The sequence below is a fragment of the Marinicella meishanensis genome, assembly GCF_019931145.1.
GTDB classification, from domain to species: Bacteria; Pseudomonadota; Gammaproteobacteria; order Xanthomonadales; family Marinicellaceae; genus Marinicella; species Marinicella meishanensis.
The window spans coordinates 294,548-314,779 of sequence record NZ_JAIOUV010000001.1; the positions used below are offsets into that span (position 1 = coordinate 294,548).

The 20,232-nt window shown below is 52.9% G+C and carries 16 protein-coding genes and 1 tRNA gene; 8 read left to right on the forward strand and 9 right to left on the reverse strand.

Features of this window, described 5'->3' with window-relative positions:
* Positions 1-54: 54 nt before the first annotated feature.
* Entirely contained in the window at positions 55-807 is a 753-nt protein-coding gene (locus tag K7G70_RS01240) for an FAD-binding oxidoreductase (RefSeq protein ID WP_223786771.1), read from the reverse strand.
* A gap of 218 nt (positions 808-1,025) precedes the next feature.
* On the opposite strand from K7G70_RS01240, the gene K7G70_RS01245 reads away from it, so the two are divergent.
* Positions 1,026-1,101, forward strand: a tRNA-Thr gene (locus tag K7G70_RS01245).
* An 89-nt stretch (positions 1,102-1,190) separates the two neighbouring features.
* The gene (locus tag K7G70_RS01250) at positions 1,191-3,377 is read left to right on the forward strand and encodes a primosomal protein N' (protein WP_223786772.1); all 2,187 of its coding nucleotides are present in this window, start codon (positions 1,191-1,193) and stop codon (positions 3,375-3,377) included.
* 55 nt (positions 3,378-3,432) lie between these two features.
* Here the strand turns inward: K7G70_RS01250 and bamJ are convergent, their stop codons facing one another.
* Positions 3,433-4,140, reverse strand: coding sequence for a BamJ family beta-barrel-assembly machinery protein (gene bamJ / locus K7G70_RS01255; protein WP_223786773.1), 708 nt, complete (start codon positions 4,138-4,140; stop codon positions 3,433-3,435).
* Positions 4,141-4,389: 249 nt separating this feature from the next.
* On the opposite strand from bamJ, the gene K7G70_RS01260 reads away from it, so the two are divergent.
* Positions 4,390-6,579, forward strand: coding sequence for a carboxy terminal-processing peptidase (locus K7G70_RS01260; protein ID WP_223786774.1), 2,190 nt, complete (start codon positions 4,390-4,392; stop codon positions 6,577-6,579).
* A gap of 75 nt (positions 6,580-6,654) precedes the next feature.
* On the opposite strand, the gene pepQ is transcribed toward K7G70_RS01260, so the two are convergent.
* The gene (gene pepQ, locus K7G70_RS01265; protein WP_223786775.1) at positions 6,655-7,938 is read right to left on the reverse strand and encodes a Xaa-Pro dipeptidase; all 1,284 of its coding nucleotides are present in this window, start codon (positions 7,936-7,938) and stop codon (positions 6,655-6,657) included.
* Positions 7,935-8,741, reverse strand: a complete 807-nt coding sequence (locus tag K7G70_RS01270; protein WP_488801363.1) for a TatD family hydrolase — start codon at positions 8,739-8,741, stop codon at positions 7,935-7,937. Before K7G70_RS01270 ends, pepQ begins: the two co-directional genes overlap by 4 nt.
* 84 nt (positions 8,742-8,825) lie before the next feature.
* Between K7G70_RS01270 and K7G70_RS01275 the strand changes: the two genes are divergently transcribed.
* The 3 genes from K7G70_RS01275 (at position 8,826) to K7G70_RS01285 (ending at position 10,715) form a co-directional block, all read left to right on the forward strand.
* Positions 8,826-9,806 carry a hypothetical protein gene (locus K7G70_RS01275; RefSeq protein WP_223786777.1) on the forward strand — a complete coding sequence of 327 codons (981 nt, stop codon included), beginning with the start codon at positions 8,826-8,828 and terminating at the stop codon, positions 9,804-9,806.
* 172 nt (positions 9,807-9,978) lie between these two features.
* The gene (locus tag K7G70_RS01280) at positions 9,979-10,368 is read left to right on the forward strand and encodes a CBS domain-containing protein (protein ID WP_223786778.1); all 390 of its coding nucleotides are present in this window, start codon (positions 9,979-9,981) and stop codon (positions 10,366-10,368) included.
* The gene (locus tag K7G70_RS01285) at positions 10,368-10,715 is read left to right on the forward strand and encodes a TraR/DksA family transcriptional regulator (protein ID WP_223786779.1); all 348 of its coding nucleotides are present in this window, start codon (positions 10,368-10,370) and stop codon (positions 10,713-10,715) included. Before K7G70_RS01280 ends, K7G70_RS01285 begins: the two co-directional genes overlap by 1 nt.
* Positions 10,716-10,772: 57 nt before the next feature.
* On the opposite strand, the gene K7G70_RS01290 is transcribed toward K7G70_RS01285, so the two are convergent.
* Genes K7G70_RS01290 through K7G70_RS01300 form a run of 3 tightly spaced genes read right to left on the reverse strand, consistent with a single transcriptional unit; the run spans position 10,773 to position 15,365 of the window.
* On the reverse strand, positions 10,773-11,408 hold the full coding sequence (locus K7G70_RS01290; protein WP_223786780.1) for a rhomboid family intramembrane serine protease: 636 nt from the start codon (positions 11,406-11,408) through the stop codon (positions 10,773-10,775).
* 47 nt (positions 11,409-11,455) lie between these two features.
* Complete coding sequence (gene lpxL, locus K7G70_RS01295; protein WP_223786781.1) at positions 11,456-12,370, reverse strand: LpxL/LpxP family Kdo(2)-lipid IV(A) lauroyl/palmitoleoyl acyltransferase; 915 nt, start codon at positions 12,368-12,370, stop codon at positions 11,456-11,458.
* A gap of 40 nt (positions 12,371-12,410) precedes the next feature.
* A complete protein-coding gene (locus K7G70_RS01300; RefSeq protein WP_223786782.1) occupies positions 12,411-15,365 on the reverse strand; it encodes a WD40/YVTN/BNR-like repeat-containing protein in 2,955 nt (984 codons plus the stop codon).
* Between the two features lie 134 nt (positions 15,366-15,499).
* On the opposite strand from K7G70_RS01300, the gene sppA reads away from it, so the two are divergent.
* A complete protein-coding gene (gene sppA, locus K7G70_RS01305) occupies positions 15,500-17,377 on the forward strand; it encodes a signal peptide peptidase SppA (RefSeq protein WP_223786783.1) in 1,878 nt (625 codons plus the stop codon).
* Here the strand turns inward: sppA and K7G70_RS01310 are convergent.
* Positions 17,362-17,973 carry a glutathione S-transferase family protein gene (locus tag K7G70_RS01310; protein WP_223786784.1) on the reverse strand — a complete coding sequence of 204 codons (612 nt, stop codon included), beginning with the start codon at positions 17,971-17,973 and terminating at the stop codon, positions 17,362-17,364. The genes sppA and K7G70_RS01310 overlap by 16 nt on opposite strands.
* Positions 17,974-18,233: 260 nt before the next feature.
* Here K7G70_RS01310 and rpoH point away from each other — a divergent pair, with 260 nt between their 5' ends.
* A complete protein-coding gene (gene rpoH / locus K7G70_RS01315; RefSeq protein WP_488801367.1) occupies positions 18,234-19,103 on the forward strand; it encodes an RNA polymerase sigma factor RpoH in 870 nt (289 codons plus the stop codon).
* A gap of 51 nt (positions 19,104-19,154) precedes the next feature.
* Here the strand turns inward: rpoH and dinB are convergent, their stop codons facing one another.
* Positions 19,155-20,225 (reverse strand): DNA polymerase IV, encoded by a 1,071-nt coding sequence (dinB, locus tag K7G70_RS01320; RefSeq protein WP_223786786.1) that lies wholly within the window; start codon positions 20,223-20,225, stop codon positions 19,155-19,157.
* Positions 20,226-20,232: the final 7 nt, after the last annotated feature.

A 20,232-nucleotide genomic window follows, 5' to 3' on the forward strand; every position in this document is an offset into this window, starting at 1 on the left:
TGACTTAATCATGGCCCAATGGTCACGGCGAGCCAGGACCTGCGGCAGCTCCCTTCATTTCTTGCGAATCGGGGGGCTGACGTATTTTTCGCGTTTGATCAATGGTACCGGCAGGCCTTTGTCTTTCAACAACTGATAAGCGTCATCGACCATGTTGGGATTGCCACACAAGTAGGTGATGTCATTTTCGGCATCGAATTCATGTTGGGCCAAATACTGCTGCACATAACCTGATTGGTCATTGGGGCCTGGCTTGTCGCGCTGTTGGCGAGACAGGCATGGCACGTAATGAAACCCCTCATACCGTTGTTCCATGGCCACGAAATCGGCTTCATAGAGCAGTCCGGTGGCGTCTTGCGCACCCATCACCACATAAAATTCCGAACCGGCTTGTAGGCGCAGTTCAATCTCATTCAGCATGGCCCGGTATGGCGTGACCCCGGTGCCGGTGGCAATCAAGAAATACCGCTCATGGCGATCCGGCAACAAACAAAACCGACCATACGGGCCGGTGGCTTCCAACTGATCGCCAACTTGCATCTGCGACAGCCGCTCGGTGGCCAACCCCCCTGGCACCCAGGACACCGCGATGTCAATTTGATCCAGCGTGGTTTTTTCTTCGGGGAAAATGCTGGCCACAGAATAACTGCGGAAGGTTTCCAGGCCATCATCTTGGGTGAAGTGCAAGCGCAAAAACTGGCCAGCAATCACCACGAAGGGCTGCTCAGAGCTCACCGCAAAAGCCATGTTGACGGTGTTGTCATTCAAAGCTTCACGGCTGAGCATGGTCAATTTCAAAGGGGTCATGTGTGCAGGTCAAAAGTTCAAAGCCGGCCATTATCGCACATCCTGTGAAAAAGGGCTGCGTTTGGTGACTGATCGGCCGCATCCCGCGCCAGGCCTGAGCCCCCGGACCCTTTGGCTGCAACGCAAAACACTCCGGATACACCAAAAAAAAGTTGAACAATGCCCCTGATTTGTCTATACTTCGCTTCCTCGCGGTTCAGCGAGACCAAAGAAAGTGTGCCGACATAGCTCAGTTGGTAGAGCAACTGACTTGTAATCAGTAGGTCCGGGGTTCGACTCCTCGTGTCGGCACCATTTCCTCCGCTTCATTCATTCACCTCAACATGCCCTTAATGACGCCTCAATGATGTTGTTCGTTGGCACAAAAGTGGTATCATCTGGGCATGCCCGAGACCGATCAACTGAAGGTGGTTCAGGTGGCCTTGAAAGTGCCTTTCGCGCCCCACTTGGATTACCGTTTGCCCGATGACATGCCAGCCCCAGCAGTGGGGGCCCGGGTGCAGGTGCCGTTGGGTAAAAACCGATCGGTGGTGGGGGTGGTGATGGGCTTGGTGGCCAGCAGCCCGCACCAAAAACTCAAACCCATTCAAGCCCTGTTGGATGATGCCCCTTTGTTGAACCCAGCCAGTTTGGACTTGTTGCAACAAGCGGCGCGCTATTACCAGGTGAACTTGGGTGAAATGGTGTTCACCGCCCTGCCGGCCTGGTTTCGCAGCACCGACAACCGCCCCATCCCAATTCAACACTGGTGGCAAGTGACGGTCAGTGCCGAGGAAGCCGCCGCCCGGCTGTCCCAGGCCCCGCAGCAACTGGCCATCTTTGACTATGTCAGGCGCCACGGACCGGTCATGAGCAAGATGATGTCCCACCTCAACCCAGCGGCGGCCAAACTGTGCCGTCAATTGCAGGACAAAGGTTTGTTGGAATCATCAGAAGTGTGTTTTGTGGCGACCGATGAGGCCCGTGATCCGAACTTTGAACTGACTGCCGACCAGGCCCAGGCCATGCAATTTTTGTCACAACATGACCAGGGGTTCCAGGTGGCTTTGTTGGATGGCATCACCGGTTCGGGGAAAACCGAAATTTACATCCGCTTCATCAACCAACTGTTGAAACAACACAAACAGACCTTGGTGATGGTGCCGGAAATCGGCCTGACGCCCCAATTGTTTCAAGAAATCAGCCAGCGCATCAATGGCCAAATAGCCATCCTGCACTCCGGTTTGTCCGATGGGGCGCGGGCGCGGGTCTGGCAACACGCCAGTCAGGGATTGGTGGATGTGGTGGTTGCCACCCGTTCAGGAATCTTTACACCGTTCAAAAACCTGGGCGCCATCTTGGTCGATGAAGAACACGACTTGAGCTACAAACAGCAAGAAGGGGTGCGTTATTCAGCGCGCGATTTGGCGGTGTTGCGCGGCAAAATCGAACACATTCCGGTGGTACTGGGTTCGGCCACACCCAGTTTTGAAAGCTTGAGACACGCCCAAACCGGTCGTTACCACTGGTTGCAACTGCGCCGCCGCACCAACCGCAACCCCATGCCCAGCCTGACCTTGCAGAACACGCAAGCCAAAAAACTGACCAAAGGCTTGACCCACACCACCTTGAGCCGCATTGAATCACACCTCGATGACGGCAATCAGGTGTTGGTGTTCATGAACCGCCGCGGCTGGTCACACAAGTTGCTGTGTCACGATTGTGGTTGGGTGGCCGAGTGCGATGACTGTGATGCCTACCTGACTTTTCACAAACACCTGGAATTGCTCAAGTGTCACCACTGTGACCGCCGCTATGGGTTGCCAGAATTTTGCCCCGCTTGCGGCTCGCAACAGGTTGAAACCATGGGCGTGGGCACGGAAAAGCTGGCCGCCGGTTTGGCTGACCGTTTTGCGCAGGTACCGATCGTGCGCTTTGATCGCGATTCGGTGTCAACCCCGGCCCAATGGCAACACAACCTCGAAGTGGTGCGTTCTGGTGACCCTTGTGTGATCGTCGGCACCCAAATGTTGTCCAAAGGCCATGATTTCCCCTGGCTGTCATTGGTGGTGGTGGTGAATGTGGACAACAGCTTTTTCTCCACCGATTTTCGGGCCACCGAATACCTGGCTCAATTGTTGACGCAGGTGGCCGGCCGCGCTGGCCGGGCCAAGACCAAGGGTGAAGTCATCATCCAAACCCAATTTCCCGAACATGAGTTTTTCCAAACCTTGTTCCAGCAAAGTTACGAGGTCTTTGCCCAACAGCAAATGGCCGAACGCGAGGCGATGATGTTTCCACCATTTTCTCACCTGGCCATCATCCGCGGACAACACGGCAATGAAAGCGAACTGGAACGCTGCTTACAACGCATGGGGGCAGAACTGGAAGGGGAGCCTGACCTCAGTGTATTGGGGCCGTTACCAGCGCCCATGGCCAAGCGGCAAAAACTGCACCGCATGCAGCTGATCCTCAACAGCAACAACCGCCAGGCTTTGCACCGCACCTTGCATCGCCTGCGCAACCAGCACAACCCCCACCAAGGCACCATTCCCTGGTTCATCGACATCGATCCGGTCAATTTCGACTGAGCAAAAAAAAGCCCTGATCTCTCAGGGCTTTTGGCTTGGTTTGGTGGTGAATTGATTATTTCACTTCAATCAATTCAACATCAAAAATCAAGGTGCTGTTGGGGCCAATCGGTCCGCCAGGTCTGGCATCCGCACCGTAGGCCAACTCGGGTGGGATGTAGAAACGGTATTTGGAACCGGCATTCATCAATTGCAAGCCTTCGGTCCAACCTTTGATCACTTGATTCAGGGCGAATGTGGCGGGTTGGCCACGGTCCACTGAACTGTCGAATTTGGTGCCGTCGATCAAAGTGCCGGTGTAGTGCACCACCACGGTTGAAGTTTCTGAAGCCGGCTTGGCGCCATCGCCTTGTTGCACCACTTCATACAGTAAACCTGATTCGGTGCTCATGACACCCGATTCAGCGGCTTTTTCTTTCATGAAGGCGGCGCCTTTTTCGGCATTTTCAACTTTTTGTTTTTCCATTTCAGCCATCATTTTTTCGCGTTTGGCTTTTTGCACTTCTTGTTGTTTTTGTTGGATCACGCCACGCACTCGGGTCAGCTCTTCTTGGGTCAAGCGCAGCTCTCTACCGGCCAAGCCATCTTCCAAACCTTTCAGGAATGACTCTTTGTCAAACTCCAGTTCAGAATCGTTCAAGTACTTGCCGACGTCCGAACCAATTTTGTAGTTGATCTGACCGTTTTCAGAATCCATGTCTGCCCATGCAGTGGCGCTCACGAAGGCACCTGCTACAGCAAAAGCAATGGCTAATTTTTTCATTCAATATCTCCGATTTTTTTAGAATTTGTGGTCTTGGCAGATCAACAGGATCAACCAAAGCAGGCAATTATAACAAAAATATGCAACCAATAATCAATAACTGGGTCTCAGTTTACGCCGCCTGGGCTTGTATTGGTGACGATTGACATATATCATTAAATACACCCCTCTGGCAGTATGGTTGGAGAAAAGTTCAATGCCTGGCATTGAGCGCCCACGACAAAGAATAAGAACAACCGGACAAAAGAAATGAACAGAAGCAGACTAACATGGATGGCCGTGGCATTGCTGGGCAGTTTAATCACCGCCCAATTGGCCCTGGCCAAGACCAATCTTGAGTTGATCAAGCCCAATCCCAAACACCAGGACGAGAGCCGCCTGGTGGTCAAATTGGTGGAGAACCTCCACTACAAACACACCGAGTTGGATGACGAGTTTTCCAACCAAATTCTGGACAAGTACCTGGCCGTGCTGGATCCCAATAAGATGTACTTTTTGGGCGAAGACGTGGTGGCCTTTGATCGCTGGCGTTACACCCTGGATGAAGGCTTGCGCTCGGGCAATTTGAAACCCGCGTATGACATTTTTAACCTGTTCAAAAAGCGCGTGGCCACTCAAAAAGCCTACGCTTTGTCGGTGTTGGCGTCGGACTTGAATTTCGAGGCCGAAGAAGAATACCAATGGGACCGTGAAAAAGCCCCCTACGCCATCGATCAGGATGAACTGGATGAGTTGTGGCGCAAGAAAGTCAAAAATGACTACCTGGGTCTGAAACTGTTGAAAAAAGAACCTGAAAAAATCAAAGAAACACTGGCCAAGCGATACAACCTGATGGCCAAGCGCGTCAGTGACATGAAAAGCGATGACGTGTTTCAGTTCTTCATCAACTCCTACCTGAGTTTGGTGGAACCCCACACTGGGTACATGGAACCCATCACTTCAGAAAATTTTGAAATCAACATGAAACTGTCGTTGGAAGGCATCGGTGCGGTGCTGGGCAATGACGGTGAATACACCTCTATTCAAACCATCGTCAAAGGCGGTCCTGCTGATATGGAAGGCACCCTGAAAAGTGGCGACAAAGTACTGGCCGTGGGCCAGGGCAGTGACGGCAGCTTTGAAGACGTGGTGGGCTGGGGCATCGAAGATGTGGTGCAACTGATTCGTGGTGAAAAAGGCTCCACCGTGCGCTTGCGGGTGATCGCCGAAGACGATGGGCCAGATACCATCCCACACACCGTGCGGATTGTCAGAGATAAAGTCAAATTGGAACAACAAGCTGCCCAACACCAAATCTACAAAGTCAAAGACGGCAAGCACGAACGCAAAATCGGCGTCATTGACTTGCCCACCTTCTACCTGGATTTTGCCGCTTACCAAGCCGGTGACAATGATTACCGCAGCACCACCAAAGACGTCAAAAAAATCCTCAACAAGTTTGAAGAAGAAGGGGTGCAAGGCATCATCGTCGATTTGCGCAACAACGGCGGAGGCTCTTTGCATGAAGCCATTCAATTGACTGGCTTGTTCATAGACAAAGGTCCGGTGGTACAAACCAAGTTTCCCAAAGGCAAAATCGACATCAAACGCGATGTCAACCCAACCATTGCCTGGGAAGGACCGATGGTGGTGATGGTCAATAAACTGTCGGCGTCGGCGTCGGAAATTTTTGCTGCGGCCATGCAAGATTACGGCCGGGCCTTGATTGTGGGCAACCAAACCTACGGCAAAGGCACCGTGCAGAACGTCATGCCGTTGAATGAATACATCAACAACTCCGAGTTGGAATTGGGTCAATTGAAACTGACCCGTGGCCAGTTTTTTCGCATCAACGGTGGCAGCACCCAAAACCGGGGGGTGATTCCGGACATCACGTTCCCGGTATCTCCCGGGTTTGAAAAATACGGTGAATCCACCTATGAAAACGCCTTGCCATGGAACAGCATTTCCAGCAGCAACTACACCATGTTTGATGACCTGTCTGATGAAATTTCGGAACTCAAACAACGCCACCAAGCGCGCAGCGAAGTGAACTTCGAATTTGATTTTTTGAAAAAAGAGATTGAGTTGTATGAACAAGAAAAAGACGACGTGACCGTATCACTGTCATTGGCTGAACGCCAGCGCAAAGTCGAGGAACGCAAAGCACGGAAAAAAGCCCGCAAAGCCAAACGGGCGGAATTGATGGCGGCCATTGAGCCGAATCCGTTGTTGGGCGAGGTCACCTTGTTGTACGATTCTGGTGAAGAGCTGAAATCGGACGACACTTTGGCAGCCGAACAACGCGCCAAAGAAGAAGCGGCCGCCGATGACGAAGACATCGATGACGAAGAGTTCGTCGATTACCGTTTGCATGAAACGGCGCGAATTCTGGCTGATTTCATTGACCTGAAAAAAGAGCGCCTGATTGCCAAAACCGACAAAAACAAACGGTCTTAATCGTTCTGTTACAATCCAAGCACAAAGCCTGACCGCACACGTCAGGCTTTTTTTGTGGTGCTGATGAAAGCCGGGTCAGGCCGCGCGGCTTAAATTCACCGATTGGGCTGGCTTGACCACCACGTTGTCCTCGATGCGGATGCCGCCATAAGGCAACAAAGCATCAACCTGCTGCCAGTTGACGTCTTGGTGACCGGCAATCTCCTGCAACAACATGGGGATGAAATACACCCCGGGTTCGATGGTGACGATGGCGTTTTCTCGCAACTGATCGGTCAATCGCAAGAATGGGTATTGGGCCGGTGGTGCTTTGAATGTACCTTGGGCATCAATCACATGACCCGAGACGTCATGCACCTGCAAACCGAGATAATGTCCCAGGCCATGGGGGAAGAAGGTTTGGCTCAAGCCTTGCTCGACGGCACTTTCTGGCGTGCATTGAATGACCTTGAATTCGTGCAACACCTCCGAGATATACAGGTGCGCCTGACGGTGCAAGGCCACGTAATCCTGACCCGCCACCGCTTGTTCGCACAGCTGCTGTTGTTTGTCATCCATCAGCGCGATCATGTCGGCAAACAGGCCTGGCTGGTAGGCATAGGTGCGGGTGATGTCGGCCGCATAACCTTTGTAATTGGCCCCGGCGTCGATCAAAAACGATTTCAAGTCGGCGCTGGGGATGCGTGCTCGGCTCTGATATTGGTAATGCAACACCGCGGGATTCTCGTTCAGGGCCACGATGTTGCCATAAGGCATGTGGTGTTCGTTGGCATCACAAGCGGCCAGGTAAGCCAGATGAATCTCAAACTCCGAGGCCCCGTCATAAAAAGCGGCTTTGGCCGCGGCATGACCTTGCAGTGCCAGTTGATTGGCCTGCTTAACACAGTGCACTTCGTAGTCGGTTTTTTGGATGCGGCTGAAATGCAAGTGATTGATCAAAGCCTGGGGGTTGGTGTCGGCATCCGGTAAGGGTTGTAACTCTTCTGGCCCAATCCAGGCGTGGTTGGCCTTTGCGGTGAAATCCGGCAGTTCTGAGTAATGGCCAATGACTTTGACGTCAAAATATTGGGCCCACTTTTCCTGACTGTGGTCGATGATTTTGTGCCAGAAATCAGCCGGTTGATACAGGTACACCGTGGGTTGTTGGCCCGGCACAAAATGCACCACACTGCTGGCGGTTTCCGGCAAGGGCACCCACCAATTGAAGTGGGGGTTGCTGCGGTGGGGTGGGGCCATGTCGTCCAGAAAACGATTAACTGGGTGACCCGAATAGATCCACAAACCGTCATATCCGGTGGCTTGCAGGGCGTCGGTGGTGATTTGGCTCAGGTGTTGGATGTGGTTTTTAAAAAGACTCATGATGCTGCTGGGTGTTCTGGTAATTGAAAAAAGTGGCGGCTGTTGCGCACCGTGGCTTGCACCAATTCATCATAACCGATGTGCAGTCGATCGGCGATGAATTGCGCAATGTGGGGCAAATATTTCGGCTCATTGCGCCGGCTTTTGGGTTTGGGTTGTAAGTTGCGTGGCAACAAATAGGGGGAATCGGTTTCGATCAACAAGCGGTCCAAAGGGATGTTTTTGACCAATTCCAACAAGTGCTGACCCCGCCGCTCATCACAAATCCAACCGGTGATGCCGATGTAACAATCCAGGTCCAAATAGTCAAACAAGGCCCGCTCATTGTCGGTGAAACAATGCACCACCACGTGACTTAACTGGTCCCGGTTTTGCTTGATGATGGGCTGAAAATCGACGTGCGCATCGCGTTGGTGCAGAAACATCGGCATGCCGCTTTCTGCCGCCAGTTGAATGTGTCGTTCAAAGGAAAACACCTGCGCTTCGCGGGGTGAAAAATCGCGAAAGTAATCCAAGCCGGTTTCGCCCACCGCCACCACTTTTTCATCGGCCAACAAGGCCTCGATGGCGGCCTCGGCTTCGCCATCAAACTCACTGGCATGGTGCGGATGGATGCCCGCTGTGGCATAACAGCAATCCGGGTATTGGTGCGCCAGGTCACGGGCTTTGTGGGAACAGCTCACGTCCGATCCGGTGATGATGAAGGTGTCGACGCCAGCTTGTTGGGCCTGTTCGATGACTACTTGGCGGTCGGCATCAAAGCTGTCATGGGTGAGGTTGGCTCCAATGTCAATCATGGGCATTCATTTTCAGTTAATTAAGTATTCATTTCCAATTCAGTCTGGATGCGTAATATAACAACCTATACTCACCACGCGGAGATTTTTATGAAAAAAATACTGACTTTATGTGCTTTGCTGCTGAGCAGCCTACCCAGCTGGTCCTTCACCCCAGAGTCTGGCTTGTACTGGGATCCGGATGAGGCCGGCAGTGGCTTCAACTTTGAAATCCAGGATAATTTCTTTTTTGGTATTTTTTACGTGTTCGATGATTTTGGCAACGCCTACTGGTACACCACATCGGGCTTCATGGAAGGCAATTCCTACGTCGAAGGCGATATCTTCATCAGCGAAGAAGGCCCGTGTTTGGGTTGCAGCTGGACCCCAACCAACACCTATGCCAGCAACCTGGGCAAAGCCAAAATCAACTTTTTAACCGAGACCACTGCCACCATCGAGTACTTGGGTCAAATCAAATACATCGAACGCTTCAACTTTTTCCTCGGCGACGAACTGCAAAAAATGCGCGGCGAATGGCAAGTGGTGTATGACGTGTCAGAATACAGCAATGGCTTTCCGTTTTTTGCCGATGTGTTGATCTTTGAACAAACCGAAACCTTCAATGGCGACTACCTGGCCACGGGCTGTCGTTCTGAATCCACCATCTACAACCGCTGCACCAATTATGCGCTGAACAACAACGATTTGGCTGCGGCATACGACACCGTTAACGATGAGTTGATTGCGGTGGTGCGGGATGACGATGACTATTATTTGGCCTATTACCTGAAAACCGGCACCAATCAATTCGATGGCGAAGCATTTTCCTACGAAGTGGGCAGCTCGCCGAATTTGAATCTGGCAGGCTTCAGTGTCCGCGGCTTCCGCTCAGCCAGCAAAACATTCGTTGACACCGGCACCGGGCCTTCCAAGTCAGCCGCAAGCACCAACAAAACAGCCATGGGCTTGAACAAAATGCTGGACCCACAAAACTTGAAAGCAGCTCCCAGCTCGAGCTTGGATGCCGCGACCCAAGAACGGGTGATGAGCACCATCAAAAAATTGGAAGCCCAGCTGCAACAACAATAATTAACCCAACCATGATTGACCAGCCAGCACCGGACCGGGTGCTGGCTTTTTTTTGAAACTGAGAGCAAATTGACATTGGTCAATTTTTTCGACCCAGGGCCGATGATAGACTGCATGTTATCGCCATATCTGGGAACCAAAGATGAGAAAAAATGAGCCCATTAATCACATCATGAGTACCGACATTCAGACCGTGCAACAGGGGCAAAACTTGAGTGATGTCTACCAAATCATGAGTCAAGCCGGGGTACACCATGTGCCCATCCTCAATGCCAAACAACTGGTCGGCATGGTCAGTTTCACCGACATGATGCAGTTGAATTTCAATCTACAAGGGTTTGATCAAAGCGGCTTTGCCGAAATGATTGATCAACAATACAAGATCACCGACATCATGTCGCAAGACCTGACCACCCTGCAAGACAAACAATCCATCCGCGATGCGGTGCACTTGTTGGCCGATGGCGGCTTTCATTCACTGCCGGTGGTGGATGACCAACAACAACTGATTGGCATGGTGACCAGCACCGACCTGATCTGCTACTTGAAGGAGCAATACTGATGAGTGCGTTGATGGAAATTCACCTGGTGGATGAGCTGAAAGCCACCTTGCTGGCCGAACAAACGCGGCTGAAAAAATTGTTGGCCAACACCCAGCGGCACCTGCACCGCAGAGATCCGGTCAGCGCCGATTTTGCCGAACAAGCCACCGAGACCGAAAATGATGAAGTGGTGGCGGCTCTGGACCAAGGGGCGCAAATCGAGTTGTCACAAATCAACAAGGCGTTACAACGCATTGAATCCGGCGACTACGGCAGTTGTGTGGTCTGTGGCGGGTCGATCAATACCGAACGGCTGAAAGCCATTCCGCACACGCCTTTTTGCATCCAATGCGCCAGCGCCAAGTGAGGCTTTGACTGATTGGGGAGCATGGGCTGAGTTGCAGACGCTTGGCTGTCCGGTTGTTCATTCTTCCCAATCCTCCAAACCCTCATCCAAGCGCCAATCCTTCAACACCGGGCGATCGATGTCTTTGGTGTTGTAGGCCAACATCACCCCCATCAAAAATCCAAACATGTGCGATTCCCAGGAGATGCCCTCTTGACCCGGGAAAATGCCCCAAATCAGTGAGCCATACATGAAGGCAATGGCGATGGAAATGCCCACCGACTGGATGTCTTTTTTCAAAAAACCGCTGACGAACAAATAACTTAACAAGGCATAAAACAAGCCGCTGGAGCCGATGTGGTTGACTTCCCGACCAAACAACCAAACCAACGCACCGGTCAACACTATGCTCAACAACACCACACGTTTGGCCACTTTCGGGTAGTTGCCATACAAGGCCACCATGGCCAAAAACATCGGTAAAGAGTTGTCTATCAGGTGCGGCCAGCCACTGTGGATGAATGGCATGGTGACCAGACCCACCAATCCTTCAAAGGTTCTGGGTTTGGTGCCAAACTGGGTGATGGGCACCACTTGGGCCAACAAAAACAACCCCCAAATCACCAACAAAAAGATCAACGCCGTGCGAAATGCTTTGGGCCATTGTTGGCGCCGGGCACGGGCGTAATCCGGGTCTAGGTGGGGTATTTTCATCGATTCATCATGGGCAAAACACAACAGTGGGGGCAACGCCAGAAATATCAATAGAACGGTGCGGCACCCGGTGGTCTGGTTTTGAATCGCTTGTGCAGCCACAGGTATTGTTCCGGCGCATCTTGCACCATCTGTTCAATCACTTGGTTGATGCGTTGGGTGTCGTGGTTGACATCCGAACTGGGAAAATCGGTCAACCCCGGGGCGATGCGCAAGGCATAATAAGGGGCCTGATCGAGGCGTTTGACGGCATAGCTCAAGACCTGACAGCCGGTGATGCGCGCCAATTGATGGGTGGCAGTGATGGTGGCCGCGGGGGTGCCAAAAAAATCGACAAACACCGATTGACCCCGGCGGTAATTTTGATCCGGTGCGTACCAAACCACGCCACCGGCTTTGAGGTACTTGATGATGCCTTTCAATTCGTCGCGGGAAAACATGGCATCGGCATAGCGCAAACGGGACCGTTTGACGATGTGTTCTTGCACCGGGTTTTTGTGCGGACGGTAAACCCCGGCCACCGGATACTGCTCACACAAGGCCCGGCCGCCCACATCCAGTGCGGTGAAATGCCCGGACACCAACAACACCCCGTTGCCAGCCGCCATGGCTTGTTCCAGGTGTTCTTTGCCCTCAATGGTTAAGTCGGCATAAGGCCATATTGAGCGGTTCAAAAAGGTGCGCAAGGTTTGGCTGACCATCATGCCGGTTTCGCGGTAGTTTTGGTCGATCAAAGCCCGTTGTTCCGCCTCACTGAGCGCTGGAAAACAGGCCGCAATGTTCTTGGCAATCACCCGGCGGCGCGATTTGAACAACCGCTTGAACAGCCACCCCAAGACCCGCCCCAGCCACAGCAACAGGCCATAAGGCAGGTGCGCCAACAGCCAGCACAGTCCGTAGACCAGCCAGGATCCCAGGTGGGCGCCAATGGCCGGTCTGCTTGGTGGTTGGTGGTGGCTCACAGTGCACTTCCGGACTCAGGCCAGCCGCAAACCCACACCATCATTTCACGTTGAAATCGACCTGATGCCGGTGTTCGCCCTGCTCGATCAACAGTCGATACTCACCCGGCTCAATGTATGGCGGGTGTTGCAAGCGCTGCGATTCACTGTAGGGCATATTGGCCTTGTTGCGGGGATCGTCCTCGGCAGCGGCATCACTGTCTGGGCCTTGATTGGCCGCTTGTTCCAAAGCTTTGGCCAACTGCTCGGCTTCAATCGCCATGGCTTTATCGACGTCAATCTGGTGGTCCCACCGCCACTGGTTAAGCCCTTGGGTCAAAGCAACCTCGGTGCTGAAATACTCGGCTTCATCGGCATCGGTGATGCGCACGGTGGCTGGACCAGCCGCCTTGGCCCATAGGTGAACGGTGGTCAAACTCGGGATGTCGTCGTTGGGCCCCCACCGATAAGGCCGGTTGTCCCAACTGCTGCTTTCTTTGAGTTCAGCCATGGGAAAAATGTGCAAATCGGCCTCGCGGATGGTTTCGTCCAATGCCTGCAAGGGCCCGACATCGGCCACAAACACACTGCGGCCATGGGTGCCAATCACCAGCTCATGATCGCGGGGGTGCACCACCAAATCATGCACGGGCACGGTGGGCAGCTGGTCACCCAGCATGTGCCAGTCTTCACCCTGGTTCAACGACACATACAGGCCTTTGTCGGTCCCGACGTAGACCACATCGGGGTTTTGCGGATCTTCTTTGACCACATTGATGGTTTCGTTGGGCAGCCCGGCGCTCATGTCTTGCCATTTTTGGCCCAAGTTGTCGGTTTTGTAGAGGTAAGGCTTGATGTCATCGTTGCGGTAATTGTTGAAGGCCAACCAAGCGCGTTCTGTTTCATGCGGTGAGGCGATCACCCGGCTGACCCATTTGCCTCGCAGGCTACGATGACGGGGCAATTTACGATTCACTTGGGTCCAATCATCACCACCATTGTCGGTGACCCAGACCAACCCATCATCGGTACCAGCCCACAACAAACCAAACTTCAATGGCGATTCTGACAAACTGGTCAGGGTGGCAAATGGCACATCGCCGCGGTTTTCTGACTCGGTCAGATCACCACTGATTTCTGTCCAGTCATCGCCGTTGTTGAGGCTGCGATAGACTTTGTGTCCACCGAAATAGAGGATGTCTTTGTTGTGGGTCGACATCATCACCGGCGTGTTCCAGTTTTTGCGCAAGGACTCTTCACCCACATAGTTGGGCGGGGTGATGCGTTTCGGTGCGGCCGAACCCAAACGGAATGAGTTGCCGAATTGAAAGCCCACATAGGTGTAGTTCTCATCGTCATCGATGTTCACATGCATTCCATCACCGCCAAAAATGCGTTCCCAATCATTGCCCCGGTAGCGGTTGTCATACCACAAGTTGGTGCTGGCGCCTTTCAAAGTGCCGTTGTCCTGCAGTCCGCCGTAAATGTTGTAAGGTTCTTGCATGTCCACCGCGATGGTGTAAAACTGACCCACCGGCTGGTGATCGACTTTGCGCCAGGTTTGGCCACCATCATGGCTTTCATCCACCCCACCATCATTACCAATCATCAGGTGGTTGCCGTTGTTGGGGTCAATCCAAATGGCTTGGATGTCCACATGCACCGATTCATTCCAGGCCGAAGCCCAGGTTTTGCCGCCATCGGTGGACTTGATGAATGGCACGCCGGTGGCATAAACGGTGTTCACATCCTGCGGATCAACTTTGATTTGGCCAAAGTAATAACCATAGGAAAACACCACGCCTTGCAGGTCTTCTTCATGGGTTCGATAAAACCGGTCTCCACCGTCATCCGAGCGATAAATTTCCAGTGACTTGATGTCCACATCGAACAGGTTGGTGTTGCCATCGGCCAGCTTATCAACCAAAGATTGGGGGGTGAGCTCATCCTTTTTGACTTGTTTGATGACTTCTTCTGCAGTCATCTCAGGCGGGAAATTGTTGTCACGCAAAAACGTTTCAATGGCGGTTTCGTCCTGCAACAAAAAGGTGGCCTTGTCCATGTTTTTCAAGCGTTTGGCATTGACCGCCTGATCACCCAGGTCCCATTGTTCGGGTGGCAAGGGGGTTTGGTTGTCAATCGACACATACAGGGTGTCTGGCGCGCTGTCTGAAACGGACAATCCAATGCGTCCGGTGTACTTTCCCTGGGGCAACCCTTCGGTCAGTTTTTCCCAGCTGTCGCCGTTATCCACACTGCGGTACACCGCACTGCCTGTGCCACCCTCAACAAAGTCCCAGGCCCGGCGAGAACGGTCCCAGGCCGATGCATACAAGGTGCCGTTGGGGGAACGGGTGAGGTCGATGAAACCCGTGAAATCTTGACCCTTGATCAGGGTTTCCCAGCTGCCGCCACCGTCGGTCGTGCGGTACAAACCACGGGTTCCACCCTGGGTATATAAACGGCCCAGAGCCGCCACATAGACCCGATCCGAATCGTTGGGGTCGACCAATATGCGGCCAATGCGGTCGGTATCACCCAAGCCCATGAATTGCCAATTGGCCCCGCCATCGGTGGTTTTGTACACCCCCATGCCGCCATAAGAGGAACGCGAAGAGTTGTTTTCTCCGGTACCCAACCACAAGGTGTTGGAATCATTGGGATCGATCACCAAGGAACCCACGATCTGGCTGGGCAAGTGTTCGGTGATGGGCTGGAAAGTGGTGCCGTTGTTGGTGCTTTTCCACACCCCACCAGAGGCATAACCCACGTAGATCACATGTGGCTGATCTTTGGGCCGAATCACATCCACGGCCCGGCCACCTTGAATCACCGGACCCACATTGCGCCAACTGATGCCTTTGTATGGGCTGTTTGCCCGCATCGCCTGATGCTGTTCCCAGGCCGCCATTTGGTGGTCGTAAGTGGACGATATTTCGGCTTGAGAGGGGAGGGTCAGCAACAGGGTGGCCAAGCCTGCCAGCGCAACCAGCCAAGGTGAATGGACGTGTTTCATGCTTTGTTATCCGGTTTTTTGAGCCTATAATTATGGGCTTTCGTTGTGACAGTGGCAAGTGCGGCATGAGAATCTCAAATAAATCATGACTTCTGTGACATGTCCATTCCCCAACCAGACCCTATATTGATTTGATGATGAACAACCCAACCCACACCAACCCCAAACCACCGATCTTGGTACAACTGTTTCAGTTCTTGACCAAACCCTTCATCCTGCTGGCCAATTTCACCCGCCATTTGTTGTTGCTGCTGCTGTTTATGCTGATCGTGTATTTCTTTGTTGGCGGTCACACCCTGACATTGCGCGACAACACCGCCTTGGTGTTGGCCCCCAAAGGCTTTGTGGTCGATCAATTCAGTGGTGACCCGACCTCACAAGCCATCGACAACATCCGTGGCACCGATATCCCGGAAACCCGGGTTCGGGACTTGATCAAGGCCATTGAACTGGCCACCGATGATGACCGCATCAGTGCCCTGGTGTTGAACCCCGATTACATGTGGGGCGCCGGCCTGGCCAACCTCCGAGAAATCGAATACGCCATTGATCAATTCCGCTCCCAATCCAACAAACCGGTGATCGCCATGGCCACCAATTTGAGCCAAGGGCAATATTACTTTGCTTCACTGGCCGATGAAATCTTGATGGACCCGCAAGGCTTTTTGTTCTTGCAAGGTTTTGGTTCTTACCGCAACTACTTCAAAGACGGCCTGGATAAGCTGGGGGTGGATGTCCACCTGTTCAAAGTGGGCGAATACAAATCAGCGGCAGAGCCATATGTGCGCAATGACATGTCGCAGGCAGCCAAGGAAGCGGGGCTGCATTTTATGAATGATTTGTGGCAAACCTACCTCGAAGGTGTGGCCCAACGCCGCGGCCTGGCGGTGGCTGACCTGGAAGCCATCGTCGACCAGCAAGCCCAGCGCTTGATGGCCAAAAATGGTTCGGTGGCTGACATGGCCATTGAAGCCGGCTTGGTGGACCGCATCATGAAACGCAGCTTCATGCACAAACGCATCGCCGAATTCAGTTCCTTCGATGATGACAACAACCAATTTCGCGGCATTGGCTTTGAAGATTACCTGAACATGCAACTGCTGGAAGAGCCGGTGTGGGCCGATCGCGTGGCGGTGGTGGTGGCTGAAGGCACCATCCTCGGTGGTGAACAACCCGCCGGCACCATTGGCGGCGCCTCGACCAGCAACTTGTTGGAACTGGCCCGCCTGGATCCTTCGGTCAAAGCCGTGGTGTTGCGGGTCAACAGCCCCGGTGGCGGGGTCTATCCATCGGAACAAATCCGCCGTGAAGTCGATGCCTTGAAAGTGGCGGGTAAACCGGTGGTGGTTTCCATGGGCAATGTCGCCGCTTCAGGCGGCTATTGGATCTCCATGACCGCCGACACCATTTGGGCCGATGAAGCCACCATCACCGGCTCCATTGGCATCTATGGCTTGTTGATGACCTACCCTGAATTGTTCAACAAATTGGGCATCCACTCCGATGGTGTGGGCACCACCAAATGGGTCGGCGCCTTCAACCCGGACAAAGCGCTGGACCCAGAATTGGCTGAATTGATTCAGAGCAACATTGAATACGGTTACCATCAATTCATTTCATCGGTGGCATCAGCCCGGAATTTGGAATTTGAAATGGTGGACCGCATTGCCCGTGGCCGGGTGTGGACCGCCAAACAAGCGCATGACCTGGGCTTGATCGATCAATTGGGTGGTTTGCAAGAAGCCGTGGCCGATGCCGCCAGTCAAGCCAACTTGGGCGATGATTACAGTTTGGTTTGGGTGGAAGAGTCTTTGAGCTTCACCGAACAGCTGCTGGTGGACTTTTTGGCCACCGCCGGTGAGCACATCGACCTCAAAAGCAATCAACAATTGACCATGCAACAATTGCTGCAACCCTTGGCCAATGAATTGAGCCTGATCCTGTCCGCCCGACCTGGCGAGGTGCTGCAGGTGGCCCATTGTTTGTGTGATTTCAATTATTTGCCGCGCTGATGACCCATCGGCACAAACTGCGGCTGCGCTTGAATCGACTGCAACCAGCGCTGAATGGCACGGTATGGCGCCAAATCAAAGCCGCCATCGGCCGCCACATGGGTGTAAGCGAACAAACACAAATCAGCCACCGTCACCCGCTCACCAGTCAAATAGGCGGTTTTTTCTAGCTGGGTTTCCATCACATCCAAAGCCCGATAACCGCCCGGGATGATCGCCTCATACTCGGCTTGGCGCTCAGCCGGCATGCCTTGATACAGCCGAATGAACCGGGCCACCGCAATGTGTGGCTCGTGGCTGTATTGTTCGAAGAATTGCCACTGTTGCACCACAGCCAGGGCATAGGGTTCGGTCGGTAACAAAGCCGAACCATGGGCCAAATAATTGACAATGGCATTGGACTCACTGAGACAGCGGCCGTCATCCAGCACCAACAAGGGAATTTTGCCATTGGGGTTGTGCTGCAGAAATTCAGGCGTGCGGGTCTGGCCTTGCAACACATCGGTGTCGACCCATGCCAAGTCAATGCCCAACCAAGCGGCGGTGAGGGCACATTTGTAACAGTTGCCTGATCGGTGATCACCCCATAATTGCATGTCAAAAAAGCCCCCATTGAAAAGCCCATTTTCACAGAAAACCGACAAAAGTTCAGGTATTTTATTTATTCAGCCTGACCACCTGACTGAAGTCTTCACAAAACCCGCTTGAACCGGGACTTCAGGCCCATTGACATGAGCAGGTGGCGTGCTATAATCGCTGTCCCGTTGCTCATTGGAGGACGGAACTTTTCTGGGTGTTTGACAGTCAAATCAAGCATCGAAATGTCTCATCACATGGGCTCTAAGAGCCATGTCGGATTGGAGAAAAATTAATGACAACTGAAACCATCAAAACCTTACCCGTACCTGCGATTACTGGCTCCCTGGAGTCGTACATCAGCAGTGTCAACCAAATCCCGGTGTTGTCAGTCGAAGAAGAACGTTCACTGGCTGATAAAGTGCGGGATCACAATGACCTGGATGCCGCCCACGCCCTGGTGATGTCACACCTGCGTTTCGTGGTCTATGTGGCCAAAGGCTACTCCGGCTATGGTTTGCCTCTGGGTGACCTGATCCAAGAAGGCAACATCGGTCTGATGAAAGCCATCAAACGCTTTGATTCCACGCACAAAGTGCGCTTGGTGTCATTCGCCGTGCATTGGATCCGGGCCGAAATTCACGAATACATTTTGAAAAACTGGCGCATATTGAAAGTGGCCACCACCAAAGCGCACCGCAAATTGTTTTTCAATCTGAGAAAGAACAAAAAACGACTGGGTTGGTTCTCGCAAGAAGAAGTCAACCGGGTCGCCAAAGACCTCGATGTCAGCCCCGAAGTGGTGGTCGAAATGGAATCGCGCCTGCACGGTCAGGACGTGTCCTTCGACTTGCCCATGGATGACGACGAGGACAACAACTATTCACCACAAGCTTGGTTAACCAACAACAGCCCCACGCCCGAATCGGAGCTGATCAAGGAAACCGAAGCGGATCGCAACCACCACGCTTTGTTCAAAGGTTTGGACAAGTTGGATGAGCGTTCACATGACATCATCCAAAGCCGTTGGTTGGTTGACAAGAAAGCCACCTTACAAGAGTTGGCTGCCAAGTACGAAGTCTCAGCCGAACGCATCCGTCAACTGGAAGCGGTGGCGTTGAAGAAACTGAAAACCCAAATGGTGGCTTGATCAAAACCATCAAAGCCGAAGAAGGCCGCATCAGCGGCCTTTTTTTTGGCCTCAAAACAGGCTTTGTTGTTGGGGCTGGTCGGCTTGCCGGTATTGGATGCCCAATCCCAACAAACGCACCGGACACTGTTGGCGTTGCCAGGCAGTTTTGAGCAACTGCCTGAACACGTCAAGATCCAGCTGCGGATGGATTTGTTGGGCGGTGGTGGTTTGAAAATCAGCAAACTTCACTTTGACATACAAGGCTTTGATGGCAATGTTTTGTTTGGCCTGGGCCCGATGGTGGCGCTCACCCAGCAGCTCATACAAACGGTCCACTTCAGCCAAACAAGCCGGCAAATGCGGCAGGTCTTTGAGAAAAGTGTCTTCTACACTGACCGATTTACGAACGCTGTGGGTTTGCACCGGGCGGTGATCAATGCCCCGGCACAGTTGGTACAAGGTGGTGCCAAACACGCCAAATCGATCGGTCAACTCAGTCTGCGACAGTCGTTGTAAATCGGCGCAGGTGTGCAAACCCATGGCATGCATTTTTTTCGCCGTGACCCGACCCACACCATAGATTTTTTTGACCGGCAAAGCCTGGACAAAGCCATCGATTTGTTCCGGGGTGATGACCCATTGGCCGTTGGGCTTGTTCCAGTCACTGGCAATTTTGGCCAAAAATTTATTGGGGGCAATGCCCGCCGATGCGGTCAACCGGTGGGCTTGCCAAATGTCTTGTCTGATTTGTTGCGCCATCAAAGTGGCACTGCCGGCACAATGTGGTGCGTCGGTGACATCCAAAAAAGCCTCATCCAAGGACAAGGGCTGAATGATCTCGGTGTATTTTTTGAATATGTCTTTGATGCCTTTGGATTCCGCTTGATAGACGGCCATGCGCACCGGTTGGATGATCAACTGTGGGCACTTTTTCACCGCTTGCGCCATTGGCATGGCCGAGTGAATGCCAAAGGCCCGGGCTTCATAGGAACAGGTGGCCACCACCCCCCGTTTGTCGGGTTGGCCACCCACTGCAATCGGTTGGCCCCGCAGGTGTGGATAATCCCGGGCTTCAATCGCCGCATAGAAACAGTCCATGTCCACATGAATGATTTTGCGGTGGGCGGTTGAATCAGGCATGCGATCC